The organism is Pseudomonas brassicacearum, from assembly GCF_000585995.1.
GTDB classification, from domain to species: domain Bacteria; phylum Pseudomonadota; class Gammaproteobacteria; order Pseudomonadales; family Pseudomonadaceae; genus Aquipseudomonas; species Aquipseudomonas brassicacearum_A.
This window is the reverse complement of sequence record NZ_CP007410.1, coordinates 5,393,547-5,415,367: the sequence shown is the minus strand read 5'-3', so window position 1 is coordinate 5,415,367 and position 21,821 is coordinate 5,393,547. Positions and strand designations below refer to the sequence as shown.

Here is a 21,821-nt window from a genome sequence, read left to right as displayed (position 1 = left end):
CAATGAAAATCTAAGCTTTCATCCCTGTCTTGCGATTCAGCACCATCCCTTCCAACACCTGCCACAACCCCGGCGCTTTCTCCCCCAGCAACAGGTGCCAGACACCCCCTTCCAACGGGCTGACCCCCTGGCATCCCAGCGCCCTGAGCCTGCTTTCCGACAACCCTTGGCCATCGGCCAGGCGCACCCGCAACCGGCTCATCGCCACGCAATCGAGCTGCAACACATTGCCGCCGCCACCCAGCGCATCCAGCCACTGTTGCGCTTCGGCCCCGGACACGCTGGTCGCTGTGACCGGTTCAACCGCCGTGGCCACCGGCGCAGGGGTAGGGCGGTCGGAGGAGGGCAGTGCCTGGCGAATTTCATCGGCGATGCTGTCGGCCATCGGCCCCACCACCACCTGCAGACTCCCGCCATTACCGGGCCGTACCACGGCCATGGCGCCCAGGGCCTTGAGCTGCGCATCGGAGGCTTTGTTGCGGTCCACCATGTCCAACCGCAGCCGTGTGGTGCAGGCGCCGACGGTGATCAGGTTGCCGGCGCCGCCGAGTGCTTCGATGTAGGCCCCGGCCCGTTGGTTCTGGGCAATGACCGGTTTATCACCGGCGGGCACTTCTTCCCGCCCTGGGGTTTTCAGGTCGAAGCGGCGGATGCAGAAGTCGAACACCGTGTAATAGATCACGGCATAGACCAGTCCCACCGGCACCACCAGCCAGCCGTTATTCGACTTGCCCCAGCCGAGCACCATGTCGATGAAGCCGCCGGAGAAGGTAAAGCCCAGGCGGATGTTCAGCCAATCGGTGATCGCCATCGACAGCCCGGTGAGCAAGGCATGCAACAGGAACAGCAGCGGCGCGAGGAACATGAAGGCGAACTCAATCGGTTCGGTGACCCCCGTGAGAAACGAAGTCAGCGCCATGGACAGCAGGATCCCGCCCATGACTTTGCGCCGCTGGGGCAGGGCATTGCGGTACATCGCCAGGCACGCAGCGGGTAGGCCGAAGAGCATCACCGGGAACATGCCGGTCATGAACTGGCCGCCATTCGGATCGCCGGCAAAGTAGCGGGTCAGGTCGCCGGTGACCACCGCGCCGGTTTGCGGATCGGTGAAGCTGCCGAAGATGAACCAGGCCATGTTATTGAGGATGTGGTGCAGGCCGGTGACGATCAGCAGCCGGTTGAACACGCCGAACACGAAGGCACCGAAACTGCCGCTTTCCATCAGCAAGGCACCAAAACTGTTGATGCCCTGCTGGATCGGCGGCCAGATCAGGCCGAACACCACCCCCAGGCCCACGGCGCTGAAGCCGGTGACAATCGGCACGAAGCGCCGCCCACCGAAGAACGCCAGGTATTCCGGCAGCTTGATGTCTTTGAAACGGTTGTACAGCGCGCCGGCCATGAGGCCACTGATGATCCCGGCGAGCATGCCCATGTTGATGCTGGCATCGAGTACCTTCAAGGTGGCGATCATCACCAGATAACCGATGGCCCCGGCCAACCCCGCCGTACCGTTGTTGTCCCGGGCGAAGCCCACGGCGATGCCGATGGAGAAGATCAGCGGCAGGTTGGCAAAAATCGCCTGGCCGGCATCGTGGATGATGGCGATGTTCAACAGGTCGGTGTCGCCCAGGCGCAGCAACAGGCCGGCGATGGGCAGGATCGCGATGGGCAGCATCAGTGCCCGGCCGAGGCGTTGCAGTCCTTCGATGAAATGCTGGTACATGGCGTCTCTCCCTTTATTGTTCTTCGACGTGGCTCAGCCCAGGGGCCAGTGTTGATGACAGGCCTGGCGCACGGCGGCGGCACTGCCCAGGTTCAGCAGCTCGCCGCTGAGGCGGGCGCACTGGGCGGCATCGAGGTGCCGCACGCGGTCCTTGATCGCGCCGATCTGCGGTGGGCTGACCGACAGTTCGCGGACCCCCAGCCCGATCAGTACCGGTGTCGCCAGCGGATCGGAGGCCAGGGCGCCGCACACGCCAACCCAGCGGCCATGTTTCGCTGCGCCGATGCAGGTCTGGGCAATCAACCGCAGCAGCGCCGGATGCAGGGCATCGACCCGGGCGGCGAGGCCGGCGTGGTCGCGGTCCATGGCCAGGGTGTATTGCGACAGGTCGTTGGTGCCGATGGACAGGAAGTCCGCGTGCTCGGCCAGCTGTTCGGCCAGCAACGCGGCGGCCGGTACTTCGATCATCACCCCCAGTTGCGGGCGTTCGCTCAAACCCAGTTCGGCGCCGAGGGCATCGAGGCGGTGGCGGATGTGCAGCAGCTCATCGACCTCGGTGACCATGGGCAAGAGGATCCGGCAACGCTGCAGCGGACGGGTTTGCAGCAAGGCCCGCAATTGCTGATCCAGCAGCTCCGGCCGCACCAGGGCCAGGCGAATGCCGCGCAGGCCCAGGACCGGGTTGGCTTCGGTCGGCAGCGGCAGGTAATCCAATTGTTTGTCGCCGCCCACGTCCATGGTGCGGATGATCACCGGTTTGTCGCCCATGGCCTCAAGCACGGCTTGATAGGCCTGGCGTTGTTCCTCTTCGTCGGGTGCGGTGTGACGGTCGACGAACAGAAATTCAGTGCGCAGCAAGCCAACGCCGTCGGCACCGTTCGCCAAGGCTTGGGTTGCATCACCGCTGGAGGCAACGTTGGCCGCCACTTCCACGGTGACGCCGTCAAGGGTGTGCGCCGGGGTGTGGGCGAGGGCTTGTTGTTGGGCGCGGCGGGTGGTTTGCCGGGCCTGTTCCTGATGCACCTGGGCCAGGCGCTCGGCCGTTGGCGCGAGTTCGAGGCGGCCGTCGTCGGCGTCCAGCACCACCACTTGTCCCGGCGCCTGGACAAGCAGCGCGTCACCCAGCGCCACCAGGCACGGCAAGCCTTTGCCTCGGGCGAGGATGGCGACATGGGAGGTTGCGCCGCCCTCGACCATGCACACGCCGGCCACGCCTTGGGCGCTGAGTTGCAGCAGGTCCGACGGGGTCAGTTCCTGGGCGGCGACGATGGCGCCTGCCGCGACGTCGAATTGCCAGGCCTCACCCAGTAACACCCGCAGGACCCGTTGGCGCAGGTCGCGCAAATCGTTGGCGCGCTCGGCCAGCAGCGTGCTGCCCAGCTGTTGCAGCACCTGGCATTGAGCGTCGATGGAGCGGCTCCAGGCGTGGGTCGCGGCACTGCCTTGTTCGATAAAGAGGTGGGCGGCATCCAGCAACACCGGGTCTTCCAGCAGTGCCAGATGAGCGCTGAAGATTGCTTCTTCGTCGCGGTGGCGTCGGGCCTTGGCGTTTTCCAGGGTGAGGCGGATTTCGCCACTGACTTGGGCCAAGGCATTGTCCAGGCGTTGTCGCTGTTCTTCGACGTCATGGCCGCCAGCGTCCTGGGGTAGTTGAATGCCATTCAACCGAACCAGCGGCCCGGTCACCAGGCCGGGGGCGGCACACACGCCGTGCAGCACACCGTCTTCGGCGCTACGGTGTTGCGGCTTGAGCGTCGGCGCCAGGGCATGGGCTTCTTCCGCCAGGGCTGTGGATAAAATCGCCAGCAAGGCTTGCAGTGCCGCCTCGGCATCGCTGCCCTGGCAACTGACGTGCACTTGCGCTTGTTCGGTAATGGCCAGGCCCATCATCCCCATCACGCTGTCGCAGGACGCCGATTTGCCTTGGAAATGCAGCTGCGAGCGGCTCTTGAATCCCTGGGCGGTCTGGCGAATCAGCGCCGCCGGCCGGGCATGCAGACCGCCGCGATGGGCGATACGGACCTGGCCGAACACTTCGCTGCCGATGGCCTGGTCATCGTGTCGAGTTTCGCCAGGGGCCTTGGCGAGGATATGCAGCAGCGGTTCGCCGACCTTCACCCCCTTGAGGGTGATGGGCCGCGCCTGGAAGAGTTCGCCATTGGTGATGACCAACAGGCTGACCAGGCTCTTGCAGCGCAGTGCCACTTTATCCACGTCGTAACGCAGCAGCGGCTGGCCATTGCTGACCCGCGCGCCTTCCTTGACCAGCATGGAAAACCCGTCGCCCTGCAGCTCGACCGTGTCCAGGCCCAGGTGCAGCAGCAGTTCGGCGCCGTTGTCGGCCCGTAGGGTCACGGCGTGGCCAGTGCGGGCGACGTGAATCACTTCACCGTCGCAAGGCGCGTAGAGGGTATCGTTCAGCGGGTCGATGGCGATTCCGTCGCCCATGGCGCCGCTGGCGAACACCGCGTCCGGGACATTGGCGAGGGTGAGCACCGGGCCGCTGAGCGGGGCGCTGAGGGTCAGCTCTTTATTGTTGTTGTGCATGGGGCGCTCTCATCAGACTCTCTAGAAAAGAAAACCGTCGGTTCAGTGCGTACGGGTGACCTTGCTCAGATGCCGTGGCTGGTCCGGGTCCAGGCCTCGGGCCACGGCCAGACTCGCGGCCATCCCATAAAAGCTCTGGATCGCCAGGATTGGGTCCAGGGACGGGTGTTCGGCGCGGGTCAGTGTCAGGTCGCGTTCGGCGATGTCATCCGGCGCCGCCAGCAACACCCGGGCGCCGCGCTGGCGCATGTCGGCGGCCAGGCTCAACACGCCCGCCTGCTCGGCACCGCGAGGGGCGAACACCAGCAGCGGGTAGTTTTCATTGATCAGCGCCATCGGCCCATGACGAACCTCGGCGCTGCTGAAGGCTTCGGCCTGGATCGCCGAGGTTTCCTTGAACTTGAGCGCCGCTTCCTGGGCGATGGCGAACCCGGCGCCACGGCCGATCACCATCAGTCGCTGGCAGTCGCGCAGGGCTTCGACGGCGCCGCGCCAATCCTGGCGGGCGGCCTCTTGCAAACCTTCGGGCAGGGCGCTGCCGGCTTCGAGCAACTCGGCGTCGTCCTTCCAGTGCGCCACCAGCCGCGCACTGGCGCTGAGGGTGGCAATGAAACTCTTGGTCGCGGCGACACTGCTTTCGACGCCCGCACACAGCGGCACGCTGAATTCACACGCCGCTTCCAGGGGCGAATCGCTGGCGTTGACCAGGGCCACGCTCAAGGCGCCGCGCTTGCGCAACAGGCGCAGGCTGTTCACCAGGTCCGGGCTCTGGCCCGATTGGGAAAACGCGAATGCCACCTGGCCGCTGACCTTCAGCGGCGCCTGTTGCATGGTCACCACCGACATCGGCAACGAGGCCACCGGGATGCCCAATTGCTGCATGGTCAGGTAGGCGAAATAGCTGGCGGCGTGGTCGGAACTGCCACGGGCGACGGTCATCGCCACTTGCGGTGGCTGACGGCGCAGGCGTCCGGCGATTTCCTCGAGGGCCGGGTCCAGTTGCTGCAACTGGCGCTCGACGGCTTCCCACGAGGCCAGGGCCTCTTCAAGCATTTTGGAAGTCAATGGCTTCTCCTTCGACCATCACGTCGGTCAGGGTCAGGGAACGGTCAAGGCGCACGCAGTCGGCCCAGGCGCCGGGTTGCAAGCGGCCGCGCTCGGGCAGGCCGAGGTAATCGGCGGGGAATTGCGACAGGCGCTGGGAGGCTTCAGCGAGGGGCAGGCCGATTTTCACCAGGTTGCGCAGGGCCTGGTCCATGGTCAGGGTGCTGCCGGCCAGGGTGCCATCGGCCAGGCGCACGCCGCCCAGGCACTTGGTCACGGTGTGGCTGCCCAGCTTGTATTCGCCATCGGGCATGCCGGCGGCAGCGGTGGAGTCGGTGACGCAGTACAGGCACGGAATCGAGCGCAAGGCCACGCGCATGGCGCCGGGATGCACGTGGAGCAAGTCCGGGATCAGCTCGGCATATTGAGCGTGGGCCAGGGCCGCGCCGACGATGCCTGGCTCGCGGTGATGCAACGGGCTCATGGCGTTATACAAATGAGTGAAACTGCTGGCCCCGGCGGCCAACGCCGCGACGCCTTCTTCGTAGCTGCCCAGGGTATGGCCGATCTGCATGCGCACGCCGCGGGCGCTGAGGGCGCGGATCAGGGCATCGTGACCGGCGATTTCCGGGGCGATGGTAATCACCCGGATCGGCGCCAGGGCCAGGTAGCTCTCCACCTCGGCCATCAGCGCGGTGTGGGCGAAATTCGGTTGCGCACCGAGTTTGCCGGGGTTGATGTAAGGCCCTTCCAAATGCACGCCCAGGACCCGGGCGCTGCCGTTCGGGCGTTGTTCACAGAACTCGCCGAGGGCCTGCAGCACGCTGGTGATTTCTTCGCTGGGCGCGGTCATGGTGGTGGCCAGCAGCGCGGTGGTGCCGAAACGCACGTGGGTGCGGGCGATGGTTTCGAACGCCGAGGCGCCTTGCATGATGTCCTTGCCGCCACCGCCGTGGACGTGCAGGTCGATGAAACCGGGCAGCAGGTAGGGCAGGTTATTGCTGGCCGGATCGCAGGGCTGGCCTTCGATGGACACGACCTTGCCGTGCGCATGGATCAGGCGGCCGCGAACCCAGCCATTGGCGGTGAGGATATTGTCTTCGGACATGGGGACTCTCTAGTCGTCTAGCGCCGCAGCTCTGCGACAAAGTCGTAGTAGTCGTTGCGGCAGTAGGTGTCGGTGACTTCGATGGGGTGTTGTCTTCCAGGTAGCCAACCCGGGTCATCAGCAACATCGCGGTACCGGGGGCGATGCCCACCAGGGCGGCGAATTCGTCCGAGGCGTTGATGGCCTGGATGTGTTGCAGGGCGCGCACCACCGGCTTGCCGATACTGTCGAGAAACGCGTAGAGCGAATCGCCCACTGCCTGTGGCTTGGGAATGATCGAGGCGGGCAGGGTGCTCATCTCGATGGCCATGACCGTGTCGTCGGCCTTGCGCAAGCGCTTGAGCCGCGCGACTTTGTCGGTGGGCGACAGGCCCAGGCGGATCAATTCTTCGTGGGTCGGCGGGGTGATGTCCCGTTCCAGCCATTGGGACCCGGGCACAAACCCCTTGAGCCGCAGCATCTCGCTGAAGCCGCTGAGGCGTGACAGCGGCTGTTCCAGACGCGGGGTGATGAACGTGCCGGAACCCTGGTTACGGCGGATCAGCCCTTGTTCGAACAGCACCTCCAACGCCTTGCGCGCGGTGACCCGGGAAATGCCCAGTTGCTCGCTCAAACTGCGCTCGGACGGCATCGCCTGCTCGGCTTTCCACTGGCCGGCATGAATCGCCGTCTCCAGGTTACGCGCCAATTGCAGGTACAGCGGCGTGGGCTGGGTGTCGTCGGGGCGCAGGGCCAGGATGTCGTTCATGTGGGTATCCGATGCGGTTATTGAGTTGTTTGTCGCCCGGTAAGTGAGGGGGGAAGCTAATACCACTTGAATACCATGTCAACGCCGCTTGACCTGAGTTTAGTGGGGTTGTTGGAGGGTTTTGGTGGGGTGGGATTGAAGTGGTATTAGCGAGTGGGGGTCAACAGCAAAGATCGCCGCCTGCGACAACGCCTACGGTGTGAACTGGTATTCATCTGTAGGCAATTTCTGAGGGTGAGATTTTTTTATTTTATTTTTCGATGCTGACGGGCGGTCACCCGAGACTGGGGCTAACGGGCCGTTGTGGCGAGGGAGCTTGCTCCCGCTGGGGCGCGAAGCGCCCCCAAAACCTGACAACCCGGTTCGTCAGGCAAATTGAGTTAACTGCTTTGGGTCTGCTGCGCAGCCCAGCGGGAATGGTGTCTTGTGGCGAGGGGATTTATCCCCGCTGGGGCGCGAAGCGGCCCAAAACCTGACAACCCGGTGTGTCAGGCAAATTGAGTTAACTGCCTTGGGTCTGCTGCGCAGCCCAGCGGGGATAAATCCCCTCGCCACAGAAACTGCGGTCTGTCAGACGCACCGAAGTTTCCGACATGTTTTTAGGGTTGTCCTTAGGAGGTGCTGGTTCTAGTCTTTTGATTTTTTGTCCTTATGGCAGCTGCAAGGGCATGCCTCGGCATGGCCGGAAGATAGCGTTCCGCACTCTCAGCCTGCTTGGCAGCCCTTCGCTCAGTTTTTAAAATTCTTGGGAATACAAATGGAGATGCCTGCTAACAGACCAAGTCTCCTATTTGCTCTAGAGACGTTAGTCAAAAGCCCATTAAAGCAGGCAGATGACGCCGCGCTTGTGAGTGCCGCCAAGGCTGTCTGGTATTCAAATTCGGACCTGATGAGTGTCGCTCAGACTTTTCTAAGTCGGCACACTGATGAGGTCGAGGTTCGTCGCGCAGGGTATTTGCTCGAGCGATTCACCCGTTTTTCATGTGTAACCGATAGCCGGGTGTCGGAAGTCTTCAAGGCGCTTGAGCTATTCTGGCGTTCGGCACCTAAGCACGAAGTGACTTCACAAGCCGCTGTTACGCTTCGCAGTCGTCGTGATGAACTCGCCCTCTCGTGGGGGGTGAGTGAAGGTCTCGGTTTGAAGGTACAGGTCCTCATGCCTTTTCAGACTCGGCATTATGAGGCTGAGCAGCGCGCAGCATTTGTTTGAATCCAAATGTTGTGATCGAAACCCGGCTTAGGCCGGGTTTTTGTTGTGTGAATGATCCTCATACGGCGGCTGGTCTGTCAGACGCACCGAAGTTTCCGACATGTTTTTAGGGTTGTCCCTCGGAAGTGGGGGCTCTAGCCTTTGGGTGTCGCTGCCAATTCAGCGACCGGGTTTGACCGTCCGAAAAATCACAGGGCAACAGGCCCGGACGTTTTGTCCTGGGCTCCATTAGATAAAGGAGCTTCCATTGAAAAATTCTGACATTCCCAAACCCGCCTCCACCTTCCCCTACGGCGATTACGCTCCCGAGAGACTGAAAGAAGCCGCCGACCGCGCGATGGACCATTACCTCAAGCCTGAGGACAGCGCATCAGAAGCCAAACCACCGGCGCAATTGTTCACCGTAGTGGACAGTGTCGATACCGAAGCCCTGTTAGCCAACCTCAGCGAAACCCTGGCGTCAGCCAACGCAATGCTCAGCGACCTTGCCTTCGACCTGGAAGGCTCGCGGCGGCATGTGGCGTTGGGGGTGGTGCAGATGATTGAGTTGGGGGCTTTGTTGGCGAACAAGGCCTTGGATCGGGTAGAGCTTCGGACTTGATGCAATAAGGGCCGGCCTCATCGCGAGCAAGCTCGCTCCCACAGTGGATTTGAGTCGTTCACAAATATACCAATCAACACCAAACCCCTGTGGCGAGGGAGCTTGCTCCCGCTGGGGTGCGAAGCGGCCCCAAACCCTGACACCCCGATGTGTCAGGTAAATTGAGTGGCCTGCCTTGGGGCTGCTGCGCAGCCCAGCGGGAGCAAGCTCCCTCGCCACGGGGAATGGTGTTTTGTGGCGAGGGGATTCATTCCTTGAGAACTATTGGTGAAGGTTCTCGAGCCGGCACGCTTCTTTTTCGATGCCGATGCACTCGACCGGTTGGCTCACGCCTTTTTCGAAACGGCGTGCATTCATCAATAGGCCTCCTTTGATTCCGCCGATGTAGGCGAAGGTGCCTTCACGAGCGCCAGTGGCAGGTACTGACAAATCCACCGCCACGCTGCCTGGCCTGACCTCGTATACCCAGCCACCGTTTGCCGCGTCCTGGGTTGCCCAGAGTTTGGCATCGCTATAGTAGCGAAATGCCACAACGACCGAATCAACCTGGGATGATTCCGGCCGGGTTGCCCTTCTCAAATCGGGTGGCAGAGCGTTTCGCGCCTTTAATCCTTGGGCAAGAGCATCTGCTCCCTGTATGGGGTTGATTATTATGGAGCCGACCGCCCAGAGGGATTGCTTGGTCGTTACCCATGGCAGCTTGTCTGAGGGCTCCACCCGGCTCCAGTCGATGGAAATCGCAGCGACTTCCTGCATCGTCTCGTGACCGGTGGGTTCACGGTAGTTGGGGTTCGCCGTGCAATTGGTTAGATCGTCTTTATTGCAGGCCTTCTCGATAAATTGTGCCTTGACCCCGCCGGGGTAGCTGATTTCTTCCTCGCGGGGAAAAGGTCCACCCGATTGCACCTGATCGATTCCGTGGGGGGCTTTGAACTGGTACACCCACTCGCTGGCGTAGTGTTGCGCCCAGATCGGGCTGCGGGTTGTGCTACTGAACACCGTCCCCGTGCTTCCGCTCGCGTGGACGATCCAGTTATATATCCATTGATCCTCGGGGATGCCTACGGCTTTGGGCAACAGCCCATCCTTGAACGCGCTCAGGCCCTGACCCGTCGTATCTCCCCGGTAGAGCGTGTCCATGTCGGTACGCCAGCGCAACAACGGCATGGTTTTGTGAATATCCACGCTCGAATCCGCTGTAACCTGAAGCCAGGCTTGATACCACGGCTCCTCTTTACCCTCCGCAGGTGCCCCAGCCCCCCACGCGTCGTTACCCGACTGCCAAACACCCGCCAACGCCACCACCGCAACCGCGGTCGTCCGTATAAAACTGTTATGAGTTGTCATGATTTTGATGTCCATCTGGAACGGTGAAGCCCTGTCGAATCACATACGTCATGACTGCCTATGCTTCGACGTGACACGTCTCACTATGAATTCTGCGGGGCGTCGCGCCACCGCATCAGTCCTGAGGGTAGATCAAAGCTGATGAAGCGGTTGCGCTCCGCTTCCGGGACTTGTAGCAAGATGTGAGATCGACACCGTCCCTGTGGCGAGGGGATTTATCCCCGCTGGGACGCGAAGCGGCCCTAAAACCTGACAACCCGGTGTGTCAGGCAAATTGAGTTGGCTGCCTTGGGTCTGCTGCGCAGCCCAGCGGGGATAAATCCCCTCGCCACAGGATTTGTATTGGGTTGGGCAATGATTACGGACGAATCTCGATCATCGTCCCATCCGGCACCAAATTCCAAACCTCGCGCATATCCACATTGCGCATGGCAATGCAGCCATCAGTCCAGTCCAAGGTATGGAACAGCTGTTCAGGATTCTCTTCCGAATCAGGCGTGCCGTGGATCATGATCATGCCCCCCGGTTCCACGCCTTCGCGGCGGGAGCGGGCGGCGTCGCTGATGTTGGGGTAGGAAATGTGCATCGACAGGTAGAAGCGGTCGCTGGTCTTGCGCCAGTCGATCCAGTAGAAACCCTCGGGGGTGCGCTTGTCGCCTTCGATCAGCTTGGGGCCTTTCTTGGCGCCCTTGCCCAGGGAGATGCGATAGGTCTTGAGCGGTTTGCCGTCGTTGATCAATTGCAATTGATGGGCGGACTTGAGCACCAACACTTTTTCGATGGTCTTGCCGTTGTAGGTGCCCAGCGCAGAAGCCTGGGACACAGCGGTGAACGACAAGCAGAACAGGACAAGCAACCAGCGCATTGAAACGATATCCCTAGAGGTGTCGCGGCTATATTGGTTTTTATGTATTGGCAGGCTGAGCCAGTGGCGGAATCGATTCGGATCGCACCGGGTAATCCTCGGCTTGGCGGTCCGCATAGAAATATTCCAGGGTGCGGCCCACTGTGCGGAACGCCAGCTCATCCCAGGGAATGTCCGCTTCGTCGAACAGTTTCACTTCCAGGCTCTCGGGCCCGGCGGCGAAATCTTCGTCCACCAGCTCGGCGCGGAAGAATACATGCACTTGGCTGATGTGCGGTACGTCGATCAGCGTATAGATGCTTAAATTTCGCACCCGGGCGCAGGCTTCTTCGGCGGTTTCGCGCACGGCGGCCTGTTCGACCGTTTCGCCGTTTTCCATGAAGCCCGCCGGCAGCGTCCAGTAACCGCGCCGCGGTTCGATGGCGCGCCGACACAACAAGACTTTGCTGCCCCAGGTCGGCACGCAACCGGCGACGATGTTGGGGTTCTGGTAATGGATGGTGTGGCAGGTGTCGCACACAAAGCGCAGGCGCGAGTCGCCTTCGGGTATGCGCTGGGTCACCGGGTTACCGCACTGGCTGCAGAATTTCATGCTTGGATTCCTGAATGCTGCGCCTATCTTGGCGTGCATGGGCGGGGTCGGCAAGTTGTCGTTTCGCGACACGACGCGGTCCGGGGGTTGGGCCGCCTGCATGATTGGTGCATGATGCAAGGTAGCGAATAAATCGAGAAGTCTCATGCTGGACGAGCTACTGCATCGAGTAAGCAACCATACCCCGCGTACCCTGGAGACCGACCGACGTTTTCCTGAAGCGGCGGTGCTGGTGCCGATTACCCGCAGTGACGAACCGGAACTGGTCTTGACCCTGCGCGCCAGTGGGCTCTCGACCCATGGCGGCGAAGTGGCGTTCCCCGGCGGACGTCGCGACCCGGAAGACCCGGACCTGATCTTCACTGCCCTGCGCGAAGCCGAGGAAGAAATCGGCCTGCCTCCCGGCCTGGTGGAAGTGATCGGGCCCCTCAGCCCACTGATCTCCCTGCATGGCATCAAGGTCACGCCGTATGTCGGAGTGATTCCGGATTACGTCGAGTACCAGGCCAACGATGCCGAGATCGCCGCGGTGTTCAGCGTGCCGCTGGAGTTCTTCCGCAAGGACCCGCGCGAACACACGCACCGCATCGATTACCAGGGCCACAGTTGGTACGTGCCCAGCTATCGCTTTGGCGAATACAAGATCTGGGGGCTGACGGCGATCATGGTCGTCGAACTGGTCAACCTGATGTTCGACGCCGGCATCGACCTGCACAAACCGCCCAAGAGCTTCATCAATACCTGACGCCCCGAGGATCCTCATGAAATACCGCCTGGGCGATGCCCGTGTCGAAACCCACCCACAAAGCTGGGTCGCGCCCAATGCCACGCTGGTGGGCAAGGTCCGCCTCGAAGAGGGCGCCAACGTCTGGTTCAACGCCGTGCTGCGCGGTGACAACGAATTGATCCTGATCGGCAAGAACAGCAATGTGCAGGACGGCACGGTGATGCACACCGACATGGGCTATCCGCTGACCATCGGCACTGGTGTGACCATCGGCCATAACGCCATGCTCCACGGCTGCACGGTGGATGACTACAGCCTCATCGGCATCAATGCGGTGATCCTCAACGGCGCGAAGATCGGCAAACACTGCATCATCGGCGCCAACTCGCTGATCGGCGAAAACAAAGAGATCCCCGATGGATCCCTGGTGATGGGCTCGCCTGGCAAGGTGGTGCGGGAATTGACCGAAGCCCAGAAGAAGATGCTCGAGGCCAGCGCGGCGCACTATGTGCATAACTCGCAGCGCTACGCCCGCGACCTGGCGGAGCAAGAACCATGACCACGCCCGAACGTCCGGTTCGCTCGCCCTGCGTGAACGTCTGCGCGCTGGACGATGACGACATCTGCACCGGCTGCCAGCGCACTGTGGTGGAAATCACTCGGTGGAGCCGGATGGACAACGAGGAACGACGCAATGTCCTGGCGTTGTGTCATGAGCGGGCCAAGGCCAGTGGATTGGTGTGGATGTTGCCTGCTCGGCCCTGATATCTATTTGTGTACGCCCCCTGTGGCGAGGGAGCTTGCTCCCGCTGGGCTGCGAAGCAGCCCCAATAACACACTGGCTACTCGGTGCGTCTGGCAGATCCAAGGGGTCTGCTGCGCAGCCCAGCGGGAGCAAGCTCCCTCGCCACAAAGGCATCTCACAAGGCTTTAGATGGCCGCCGCCCCAACCACCGATCCACCCCCACCACCGCCAGCGCAATCCCGACAAACCCCGCCAATATCCCCCCGGCATTGATGAACACCTGTGGATAACCCAGGTTCGCCACATCGATGAAAGGGTAGGGGTACGCGGCCAATAAATTTCCTCGCAGCAACACATAGGCGAAATACACCAAGGGGTAGATCACCCAAAGCCCGATGTGGCGCAGGCGCAAGGTGCCTTTGGGCACATGCAGCCACCAATAGGCGAGGTACAGCAAGGGCATCACGTCGTGCAGCAACTCGTCGGCCACGAATTGCCAGCCTTCGGGTTGCCAGAGGTGGCGCAGCAGCAGGTTGTAGGCCAGGCTGACCACGGCGATGCTCACCGCGATGCCGCTGCGCACGCTGGGCAACAGGAACCAGCGCCGGGCCGCGGATTGGCGAGGGGTCAGTTCCCAGGTCAGGACCACGGCCACCAGGGTGTTGGTCATCACCGTGAAGAAACTGCAGAAGTTCACCAGCCCGCCCAGCAGGCTCGCGCCCAGTTCCCAGCGGCCCAACAGAATCAGGTACAGCTGGATGCTCAAGCCCATCCAGCCGAGCAATGCCGCCACCGCCACGAGCCGCGCGGGACGCCGAGCGATATGCGTGCCCATGGCTCAGTCCGGCCGCTTGGTGCGCATCAACTTGATGTACAGGCGCTCGACTTTCTCCCGCGCCCATGGCGTCTTGCGCAAGAAGGTCAGGCTCGACTTGATGCTCGGGTCGCTCTTGAAGCAACGGATATCGATGCGCTCGGCCAGCCCCGACCATTCGTAGTGCTGCACCAGGGCGTTGAGGATCTGCTCCAGCGTCACGCCGTGCAGCGGGTTGTTGTTGGGTTCGTTCATGGGAGGCCTTTGCGCGAAAAGGGTGAAAGCCGCGCACCTTAGCCGAGGTGCCCCCTGTGGTGGAAGCATAGCCTTCATCGCGGTATACAAAGCCAGGCTCGCGCTGGGCACACTGTTACCAAAACCGAAATGATCCATGTCAACAAAAGCGCTTTCTCTATGAGTAACAGGACATTATCCTTGCGCCGCCTGCTGAAACGCTTCTTCTGGCGTGGCAAAGCCTCTGCGTTCAGCTCACTCCCTTAAAAGATCAAAGAAAGCCATCTCCATGCTCGATACCCAGACTCTGAAAGACAGCGCTGTCCGAGCATGTATGACGAACGAGTTCCTGTGGGAGCGGGCTTGCTCGCGAAAGCGATTTCACCTTCAGCCCTGTATTGACTGATCCACCGCATTCGCGAGCAAGCCCGCTCCCACAGGGACTGCGTCAACCGAATTTGCCTTTTTCAACTGAACCATGCCCCCTCAAGACCGTCATCTAAAGTGACTACTTGCGCGGGACTCCTTAAAACATCACGGAGAATCACACTATGAGCACTGAGGGTGCTTTGAGTCGAAGCCGTCTGCTACCGAGCCTGCTCGGCATTCTGCTTCTATTGATGGGCCTGGCCCTGTTGGCCGGGGGAGTCAAGTTGAGCACGCTTGGCGGCTCGCTGTACTACCTGTTGGCCGGTATCGGCCTGGCGCTGACCGGCGTGCTGCTGATCATGGCCCGTCGTGCGGCCCTCGGCCTGTATGCGCTGGTGCTGTTCGCCAGCACCGTGTGGGCGCTGTGGGAAGTGGGCCTGGATTGGTGGCAACTGGTGCCGCGCCTGGCGATGTTCTTCGCCCTGGGCATCGTCCTGTTGCTGCCGTGGTTCCGCCGTCCGTTGCTGACCGCCGATGCCTCGCCCATGGGAACCCGCGCACTGGGCGCCGCCGTGGTCATCGCCGGTGTCGCCGCACTCGCCAGCCAGTTCACCAACCCGGGTGAAATCAAGGGTCAACTGGACCGCGACGCCGTGCCGGGCATGACCAACACCGCGCCGGCCATGCCGGATGGCGACTGGAACTCCTACGGCCGCAGTGCCCATGGCGACCGTTATTCGCCGCTGGCGCAGATCACCCCGCAAAACGTCAGCAACCTGAAGGAAGCCTGGACGTTCCGCACCGGCGACCTGCCGGGGCCGAACGATCCCGGCGAGACTACCGCTGAAAACACCCCGCTGAAGGTCAACGGCATGCTCTACGTGTGCACGCCCCACAGCCAGGTGATTGCCCTGGAACCGGAGACCGGCAAGGAAATCTGGCGTTTCGATCCGAAGCTTTCTACGCAAAAAGCGCAGAACTTCAAGGGTTGGGCGCACATGACCTGCCGTGGCGTGACTTACCACGATGATGCGGTATACGCCTCGGCCGAACAGAGCCCGACGGGCGCGGCCAGCACCACGCCAGCCAGCACCGTCTGCCCGCGCCGGATCTTCCTGCCGACCGCCGACACCCGTCTGATCGCCCTCAACGCCGACACCGGCAAGATGTGCGAGGACTTCGGTGACAAAGGCCAGGTCGACCTGACCGCCAACATCGGCGGCTTCACCGCCGGTGGCTACTACTCCACCTCGCCACCCGCCGTCACCCAGAACCTGGTAGTGATCGGCGGCCATGTCACCGATAACGTCTCCACCGACGAGCCAAGCGGTGTGATCCGTGCCTACGACGTACACACCGGCAAGCTGGTATGGAATTGGGACAGCGGCAACCCGGACGACACCACGCCGATTGCCGAAGGCCAGGTCTACACCCGCAACTCGCCGAACATGTGGTCCATGTTCAGCGTCGATGAAAAACTCGGCATGCTCTACCTGCCGATGGGCAACCAGACCCCCGACCAGTTCGGTGGCATGCGTACCCCGGAATCGGAAAAGTACGCTGCCGGCCTGACCGCGCTGGACATCGCCACCGGCAAGGTGCGCTGGTACTTCCAGTTCACTCACCACGACCTGTGGGACATGGACGTCGGCGGTCAACCGACCCTGATGGACATGAAGACCGCCGACGGCGTGAAACCGGCGGTGTTGGCTTCCACCAAGCAAGGCAGCATCTACGTGCTCGACCGCAGCAACGGCCAGCCGATTATCCCGATCAAGGAAATCCCGGTGCCGCAAGGCGCGGTGGAAGGCGATCACACCTCGCCGACTCAGCCGATGTCTGACCTGAACCTCGTGCCGCCGGTCCTCAAGGAACGCGACATGTGGGGCGTGACCCCGTTCGACCAGATGCTCTGCCGGATCGACTTCAAGTCGCTGCGCTATGACGGCATGTTCACGCCGCCGTCGCTGCAAGGCTCGATCGTCTACCCGGGTAACTTCGGCGTGTTCGACTGGGGCGGCATTTCGGTGGATCCGGTGCGCCAGATCGCCTTCGTCAACCCGAGCTACATGGCGTTCAAGTCGAAATTGGTGCCGGCGACGGAAGTGGCCGGCGGTCCGGGTCGCAAGAGCGAAACCGAAGGCGTGCAGCCGAACAAAGGCGCGCCCTATGGCGTGATCCTCGAAGCGTTGCTCTCGCCCATGGGCTTGCCCTGCCAGGCACCGGCCTGGGGCTATGTGGCCGCTGTGGACCTGACCAACAACAAGATCCTGTGGAAGCACAAGAACGGCACCGTGCGTGACAGCTCACCGGTTCCGATCCCGCTGAGCATGGGCGTACCGAGCCTGGGCGGCCCCTTCACCACCGCCAGTGGCCTGGCGTTCCTGAGCGGCACCCTCGACCAGTACCTGCGCGCCTATGACGTGAAAAACGGCAAGCAACTGTGGGAAGGCCGCCTGCCCGCCGGCGCCCAGACCACACCGATGACCTACACCGGCAAGGACGGCAAGCAATACGTGCTGGTCGTCGCCGGCGGCCATGGTTCCCTGGGCACCAAGCAGGGTGACTACGTGATTGCCTACAAGCTGCCGGATTAAGCAAAACCGGCGCTCATGAAAAAGGCGACACCTTTGCGGGTGTCGCCTTTTTTATTTGCCCTGTGAATACAGGCCTTTGAGCTTTTGAGCTTTTGAGCTTCTGTGGCGAGGGAGCTTGCTCCCGCTGGGCTGCGCAGCAGCCCCTCTCAAAGCTCACTCAATCAACCTGACCCACCGCGTCGCCGGGTTTCAGGGCCGCTGCGCGCCCCAGCGGGAGCAAGCTCCCTCGCCACGGGGTTTGCATTCAGCCAGTTTTACAACTCGATCTTCACCGCCTGCGAAGCCCGGGTCGCCTTGGCGCGGGCGGTTTCGATGGATTCGTCGCGGGCCAGGGCCACGCCCAGGCGGCGTTGGCCGTTGACTTCCGGTTTGCCGAACAGGCGCAGCGCGGTATCCGGTTCGCTCAGGGCGGCGCCGAGGTTGGCGAAAGCAGTCTGGGTCGACTGGCCTTCCACCAGGATCACCGCAGAAGCCGATGGGCCGAACTGGCGGATCGCCGGGATCGGCAGGCCAAGGATGGCGCGGGCGTGCAGGGCGAATTGCGACAGGTCCTGGGAAATCAGCGTCACCAGGCCGGTGTCGTGGGGACGTGGCGAGACTTCGCTGAACCACACCTGATCACCCTTGATGAACAGTTCGACGCCAAACAGGCCACGGCCACCCAGGGCCTCGGTCACGGCCTTGGCCACGCGCTCGGATTCGGCCAGGGCCGCCGGGCTCATGGCCTGGGGCTGCCAGGATTCCTGGTAGTCGCCTTTTTCCTGACGGTGGCCGACCGGTGCGCAGAACGTTGTGCCGCCGACATGGCGCACGGTGAGCAGGGTGATTTCATAATCGAAATCGATAAAACCTTCGATGATCACCCGGCCCTTGCCGGCGCGGCCACCTTCCTGGGCGTAGTCCCAGGCTTTCTGCACATCGTCAACACTGCGCAGCAGGCTCTGGCCCTTGCCCGAGGAACTCATCACCGGCTTGACCACGCACGGGAAGCCCAGGGTTTCCACGGCCTTGCGGTAGTCTTCGACGGTGTCGGCGAAGAAGTACGGCGAGGTCGGCAGGCCCAGCTCTTCAGCGGCCAGGCGACGGATGCCTTCACGGTTCATGGTCAACTGCGCGGCGCGAGCGGTGGGGATCACGGTGAAGCCTTCGGCTTCCAGTTCCACCAGGGTCGCAGTGGCGATGGCTTCGATTTCCGGCACGATGAAGTGCGGCTTCTCGGCCTCGATCACCGCGCGCAGGGCGGCACCGTCGAGCATGTTGATCACATGGCTGCGGTGGGCCACTTGCATGGCCGGTGCATTGGCGTAGCGATCCACGGCAATCACCTCAACGCCCAGGCGCTGCAGTTCGATTACCACTTCCTTGCCCAGCTCACCGCTGCCACACAACAAAACGCGGGTCGCGGTGGGCGACAATGGAGTTCCGATACGGGTCATCTGAAGGTCCTCAAGCAGGAGCGGATCATCGCGGGTCGCGCGCCGGGCGAGCTTCCCATAGGGAGAAAGCGCGGCATTTTACATGAACCGCGGGGTTTGGCTTCAGATGGCGACGGTTTGCTTGCGTAAACGCCAGGCCATGATCAGCCAGACGGCCGTGACCCCGGCGAATTTCGAGGCCAGGGCGGTGATCACCACACCCGGCGTCAGGGCGTCGATCAGGCCGAAGAAAATGAACGTGTCCAACGGAATGCTCAGGGCCGAACTGATCCACAGCCGATCATGCAACGGGCGTTTGGTGATCGTGAACACCAGCCAGTCGATGCACTCGGACACCGCGAACGCAGTGGCGCTGGCCAGCGCGATGGTCGGGTCCGAGGTGACGTAGGACAACACCAGCGCCGCCAGCATCGCCACGATGGCGCCATGGCCGAAGCGGGTTTGCACCATGTCCCGCAGGATGAACACCAGCCCGCCCCAGGCCGACCAGATGATGTCCAGGTGCGGCGCGGCGGAAAATGCGAAGTTGATCAGCACGACGCTGGCGATGTAGGTGATCAGGAAGAGCATGGGAGGTACCTGGTGAAATGTCGTGCCAAATATTGAAGGATAGCGATATTCCCTGTGGCGAGGGAGCTTGCTCCCGCTGGGGCGCGAAGCGGCCCCTATAGCTTGGCAACCCGGTGGATCAGGTTAATTGAGTGGTCTTTGAGAGGGGGCTGCTGCGCAGCCCAGCGGGAGCAAGCTCCCTCGCCACAGGGTCTGTGTTGTTCAGAGGGACAGGGTAGTTCAGCCGCCGCCAATATCTCAATCCTCCTCGCTCCCCTCCGCCTTCCAATACCCCACAGCCTTCACGAAGTCCTGATCCAAGCCTTTCTCGTCCAGCAACACCTTGCGAATCTGCCGCGACACCTTGCTTTCGGTGGCGACCCAGGCGTACAGCTTGCCAGTCGGGACTTCCAGCTGTTGCACGGTGGTCAACAGGTTGTCCTGGCGGCCTTCGCGCAGCACCCAGATCACGTGCAGTTGCGCCGGGCTCTGGAGAATCTGCTGTTCGGCACCGTTTTCCACCTCCACCACCACCAGGGCACGCCGGTTCGGCGCCAGGCCTTCGAGGCGGCGGGCGATGGCGGGGAGGGCGGTTTCGTCGCCGATCAGCAGGTAGCTGTCGAAGATGTCCGGCACGATCATCGAGCCCCGTGGCCCACCGATGTCGAGGTATTGCCCGGGCGCTGCCTGGGACGCCCAGGTCGAGGCAGGGCCGTCGCCGTGGAGCACGAAGTCGATGTCCATCTCCAGGGTGTCCAGGTCATAGCGGCGCGGGGTGTAGTCGCGCATTTCCGGTAACGCGCCCTGGGCCTTGCCGGCGCTGAGGTTGACGCTTTCCAGGGCCGCCCGTTCCTCAGCGTTCTGGGGGAAAAACAGCTTTACGTGATCATCCGTGCCCAGGCTGACGAACCCGGCCAGTTCCGGCCCGCCGACGGTGATGCGGCGCATCCGCGGGGTCAGGTCCTGCACCCGCAAGACTTCCAGGCGACGGCGTTTGACCTCGTGGTTGACTCGGTGAATGGTGTTGGGATCGACTTCAGTCATGGTGTTGACTCCGAAACGGGTGGACGGTCGGGGCCGTCGATAATGGCTTTGGCGGTGTCGTTGAGCAAGTCGCATACCCGCATGATTTCTTCCGGGCTCCAGTGGCCAGGATGCTTTTGTAGCGCATGCCGCAGGTTATACACCGCTTCGTGGATTTCCGGAGGCCGATCCTGTCCGCGCAGCGTGCGCTTGCTGGCTTCAATACGCCTGCGCACTTCCTCCAGCGCCACGGCCTGGTCTTCAAGGGATAGACGTCCGGCGTCGGTCACTCTGTAGCATTTTTTTCCGTCCTCGACGCCGCAGGTGATTAGCGTGCTCATTTCCAGGAAGGTCAGGGTCGGGTAGATCACGCCGGGGCTGGGACTGTAGGCACCGTCGAACATGTGCCCGATCCGGCGGATCAGGTCATAGCCGTGGCAAGGCTGTTCGGCAATCAGCGCCAGCAACAGCAGTTTCAGATCGCCGGACGCGAAAACCCGTGGGCCACGGCTGCCACGTTCACGGGTTGCCGGGGGGTGTTCGAAACCGTCATTTTTGGGAAGGGAATAGCTGACTGTCATATGCGTGCGCTCCATTCTGCATAAGATAGAAGTTAGATATATCTTTATCCGAAGATATATCTTTGATAATTTCCAAGGCCAAGATGTATCTTTATCCGCAAGGTATTACTTGGGGTTGGAAAAACCTTACATGAATGCTTTGTGTCCGGGGATGGCAAAGATACAGGCTGCATGCATTTGTAATGACTGAATAGCGTGTAGGCTGGCTATGTGGGTTGTTTCTGACAGTCAAACTTCAAGTTTATAAAAAACTGCGTCTTTTTCTCTGTTCTGTATGCACGGGGTACTACGCCATTATGGGAAAGTGCCTGCTTATTTTTAATTAAAGAGAGTCGATCATGCCCCGGCGTTGAAGGGGCAGGCCAAGTGGTTGTTGGCCTGCAACTTTCAACCCTTCTCTTTATGCTAAGAACAGGTGTTAACAACATGCTCAAACAATTCGTATCCGGTACTGCTCTGGTCGCTGCTGCCCTGGGTTCTTCGGCGGCGTTCGCCCTTGATGATGCTCGCTCCTCGATTCATATCACCGCGAACATTCCGACCCTGCAGTTCCATGTGCAGCCACGTGACCCGAACTTCGGTAAAGACGAAGTCATGAGCTACAACACGGTCAGCGGCACCTTGACTTCCCTGCGCCAGACCTTCGACGTGAAGAACACCAACGGTTCAGTCCATGCCTACATCGAGGGTGGCCCTGCAGCGCTGTACAACGGCCGTGACGCCATCGACCTGACCACCACGTTCAACGGCGTCACCCTGACTGCCCTTCCTCAGGAAGTGGTGGATGACGCAACGTCGACTCCAGGTACCCAGGCTGACATGACCATCATCCCGGCCCGACCTCTGGATACCCAGAACGGCCTGTACACCGCCGACATGACCGTGATCTTCGACGCCGTGCCGCGCCCGTGATGCCGCTCGATGCCCGGTGAGTTTCCCCTCATTGCACGGGCATTGC

The 21,821-nt window shown here is 61.8% G+C and carries 20 protein-coding genes and 1 pseudogene; 7 read left to right on the top strand and 14 right to left on the bottom strand.

Annotated features, from left to right (window positions below):
- Nucleotides 1-10 precede the first annotated feature (10 nt).
- From nagE to CD58_RS23145, 5 genes and pseudogenes are all read right to left on the bottom strand, one after another.
- Nucleotides 11-1,726 carry an N-acetylglucosamine-specific PTS transporter subunit IIBC gene (gene nagE / locus CD58_RS23165; RefSeq protein WP_025215328.1) on the bottom strand — a complete coding sequence of 572 codons (1,716 nt, stop codon included), beginning with the start codon at nucleotides 1,724-1,726 and terminating at the stop codon, nucleotides 11-13.
- Nucleotides 1,727-1,759: 33 nt separating this feature from the next.
- Complete coding sequence (gene ptsP / locus CD58_RS23160) at nucleotides 1,760-4,273, bottom strand: phosphoenolpyruvate--protein phosphotransferase (protein ID WP_025215327.1); 2,514 nt, start codon at nucleotides 4,271-4,273, stop codon at nucleotides 1,760-1,762.
- A 42-nt stretch (nucleotides 4,274-4,315) separates the two neighbouring features.
- Nucleotides 4,316-5,338: an SIS domain-containing protein gene (locus tag CD58_RS23155; RefSeq protein ID WP_025215326.1), complete on the bottom strand. Its 1,023-nt coding sequence runs from the start codon at nucleotides 5,336-5,338 to the stop codon at nucleotides 4,316-4,318.
- The gene (gene nagA / locus CD58_RS23150; RefSeq protein ID WP_025215325.1) at nucleotides 5,319-6,425 is read right to left on the bottom strand and encodes an N-acetylglucosamine-6-phosphate deacetylase; all 1,107 of its coding nucleotides are present in this window, start codon (nucleotides 6,423-6,425) and stop codon (nucleotides 5,319-5,321) included. The genes CD58_RS23155 and nagA overlap by 20 nt, the downstream gene beginning before the upstream one ends.
- 17 nt (nucleotides 6,426-6,442) lie before the next feature.
- A pseudogene (locus tag CD58_RS23145) lies at nucleotides 6,443-7,173 on the bottom strand (GntR family transcriptional regulator).
- Nucleotides 7,174-7,930: 757 nt separating this feature from the next.
- Between CD58_RS23145 and CD58_RS23140 the strand changes: the two are divergent.
- Both CD58_RS23140 and CD58_RS23135 read left to right on the top strand, forming a co-directional pair.
- Complete coding sequence (locus tag CD58_RS23140; RefSeq protein ID WP_025215324.1) at nucleotides 7,931-8,383, top strand: hypothetical protein; 453 nt, start codon at nucleotides 7,931-7,933, stop codon at nucleotides 8,381-8,383.
- Nucleotides 8,384-8,630: 247 nt separating this feature from the next.
- Nucleotides 8,631-8,984 (top strand): DUF6124 family protein, encoded by a 354-nt coding sequence (locus CD58_RS23135; RefSeq protein ID WP_038436714.1) that lies wholly within the window; start codon nucleotides 8,631-8,633, stop codon nucleotides 8,982-8,984.
- Nucleotides 8,985-9,245: 261 nt separating this feature from the next.
- Here CD58_RS23135 and CD58_RS23130 read toward each other — a convergent pair whose 3' ends face one another.
- The 3 genes from CD58_RS23130 to CD58_RS23120 all read right to left on the bottom strand — a co-directional run bounded on the left by CD58_RS23130 (nucleotide 9,246) and on the right by CD58_RS23120 (nucleotide 11,788).
- On the bottom strand, nucleotides 9,246-10,331 hold the full coding sequence (locus tag CD58_RS23130; protein ID WP_144238618.1) for a scabin-related ADP-ribosyltransferase: 1,086 nt from the start codon (nucleotides 10,329-10,331) through the stop codon (nucleotides 9,246-9,248).
- Nucleotides 10,332-10,689: 358 nt separating this feature from the next.
- The gene (locus tag CD58_RS23125; RefSeq protein ID WP_025215321.1) at nucleotides 10,690-11,196 is read right to left on the bottom strand and encodes a L,D-transpeptidase family protein; all 507 of its coding nucleotides are present in this window, start codon (nucleotides 11,194-11,196) and stop codon (nucleotides 10,690-10,692) included.
- A gap of 40 nt (nucleotides 11,197-11,236) precedes the next feature.
- Nucleotides 11,237-11,788 carry an NUDIX hydrolase gene (locus CD58_RS23120; RefSeq protein WP_025215320.1) on the bottom strand — a complete coding sequence of 184 codons (552 nt, stop codon included), beginning with the start codon at nucleotides 11,786-11,788 and terminating at the stop codon, nucleotides 11,237-11,239.
- Nucleotides 11,789-11,933: 145 nt separating this feature from the next.
- Here CD58_RS23120 and CD58_RS23115 point away from each other — a divergent pair, with 145 nt between their 5' ends.
- Genes CD58_RS23115 through CD58_RS23105 form a run of 3 tightly spaced genes read left to right on the top strand, consistent with a single transcriptional unit; the run spans nucleotide 11,934 to nucleotide 13,280 of the window.
- Entirely contained in the window at nucleotides 11,934-12,533 is a 600-nt protein-coding gene (locus tag CD58_RS23115; protein ID WP_025215319.1) for a CoA pyrophosphatase, read from the top strand.
- 16 nt (nucleotides 12,534-12,549) lie between these two features.
- Nucleotides 12,550-13,074 (top strand): gamma carbonic anhydrase family protein, encoded by a 525-nt coding sequence (locus CD58_RS23110; RefSeq protein ID WP_025215318.1) that lies wholly within the window; start codon nucleotides 12,550-12,552, stop codon nucleotides 13,072-13,074.
- Nucleotides 13,071-13,280 carry a DUF1289 domain-containing protein gene (locus CD58_RS23105; protein WP_025215317.1) on the top strand — a complete coding sequence of 70 codons (210 nt, stop codon included), beginning with the start codon at nucleotides 13,071-13,073 and terminating at the stop codon, nucleotides 13,278-13,280. The genes CD58_RS23110 and CD58_RS23105 overlap by 4 nt, the downstream gene beginning before the upstream one ends.
- A 155-nt stretch (nucleotides 13,281-13,435) precedes the next feature.
- Here the strand turns inward: CD58_RS23105 and CD58_RS23100 are convergent, their stop codons facing one another.
- The gene (locus tag CD58_RS23100; protein WP_025215316.1) at nucleotides 13,436-14,095 is read right to left on the bottom strand and encodes a Pr6Pr family membrane protein; all 660 of its coding nucleotides are present in this window, start codon (nucleotides 14,093-14,095) and stop codon (nucleotides 13,436-13,438) included.
- 3 nt (nucleotides 14,096-14,098) lie between these two features.
- Nucleotides 14,099-14,329, bottom strand: a complete 231-nt coding sequence (locus CD58_RS23095) for a VF530 family DNA-binding protein (protein WP_025215315.1) — start codon at nucleotides 14,327-14,329, stop codon at nucleotides 14,099-14,101.
- Between the two features lie 530 nt (nucleotides 14,330-14,859).
- Here CD58_RS23095 and CD58_RS23090 point away from each other — a divergent pair.
- Nucleotides 14,860-17,274 carry a glucose/quinate/shikimate family membrane-bound PQQ-dependent dehydrogenase gene (locus CD58_RS23090; RefSeq protein WP_025215314.1) on the top strand — a complete coding sequence of 805 codons (2,415 nt, stop codon included), beginning with the start codon at nucleotides 14,860-14,862 and terminating at the stop codon, nucleotides 17,272-17,274.
- A 254-nt stretch (nucleotides 17,275-17,528) separates the two neighbouring features.
- On the opposite strand, the gene purT is transcribed toward CD58_RS23090, so the two are convergent.
- From purT to CD58_RS23070, 4 genes are all read right to left on the bottom strand, one after another.
- Nucleotides 17,529-18,710 (bottom strand): formate-dependent phosphoribosylglycinamide formyltransferase, encoded by a 1,182-nt coding sequence (gene purT, locus CD58_RS23085; RefSeq protein ID WP_025215313.1) that lies wholly within the window; start codon nucleotides 18,708-18,710, stop codon nucleotides 17,529-17,531.
- A gap of 102 nt (nucleotides 18,711-18,812) precedes the next feature.
- Nucleotides 18,813-19,280, bottom strand: a complete 468-nt coding sequence (locus CD58_RS23080; RefSeq protein WP_025215312.1) for a preQ0 transporter — start codon at nucleotides 19,278-19,280, stop codon at nucleotides 18,813-18,815.
- 237 nt (nucleotides 19,281-19,517) lie between these two features.
- Complete coding sequence (locus CD58_RS23075) at nucleotides 19,518-20,303, bottom strand: siderophore-interacting protein (RefSeq protein WP_025215311.1); 786 nt, start codon at nucleotides 20,301-20,303, stop codon at nucleotides 19,518-19,520.
- The gene (locus tag CD58_RS23070; protein ID WP_025215310.1) at nucleotides 20,300-20,863 is read right to left on the bottom strand and encodes a PadR family transcriptional regulator; all 564 of its coding nucleotides are present in this window, start codon (nucleotides 20,861-20,863) and stop codon (nucleotides 20,300-20,302) included. The genes CD58_RS23075 and CD58_RS23070 overlap by 4 nt, the downstream gene beginning before the upstream one ends.
- Before the next feature lie 426 nt (nucleotides 20,864-21,289).
- Here CD58_RS23070 and CD58_RS23065 point away from each other — a divergent pair, with 426 nt between their 5' ends.
- On the top strand, nucleotides 21,290-21,775 hold the full coding sequence (locus CD58_RS23065) for a CS1 type fimbrial major subunit (protein ID WP_025215309.1): 486 nt from the start codon (nucleotides 21,290-21,292) through the stop codon (nucleotides 21,773-21,775).
- Nucleotides 21,776-21,821: the final 46 nt, after the last annotated feature.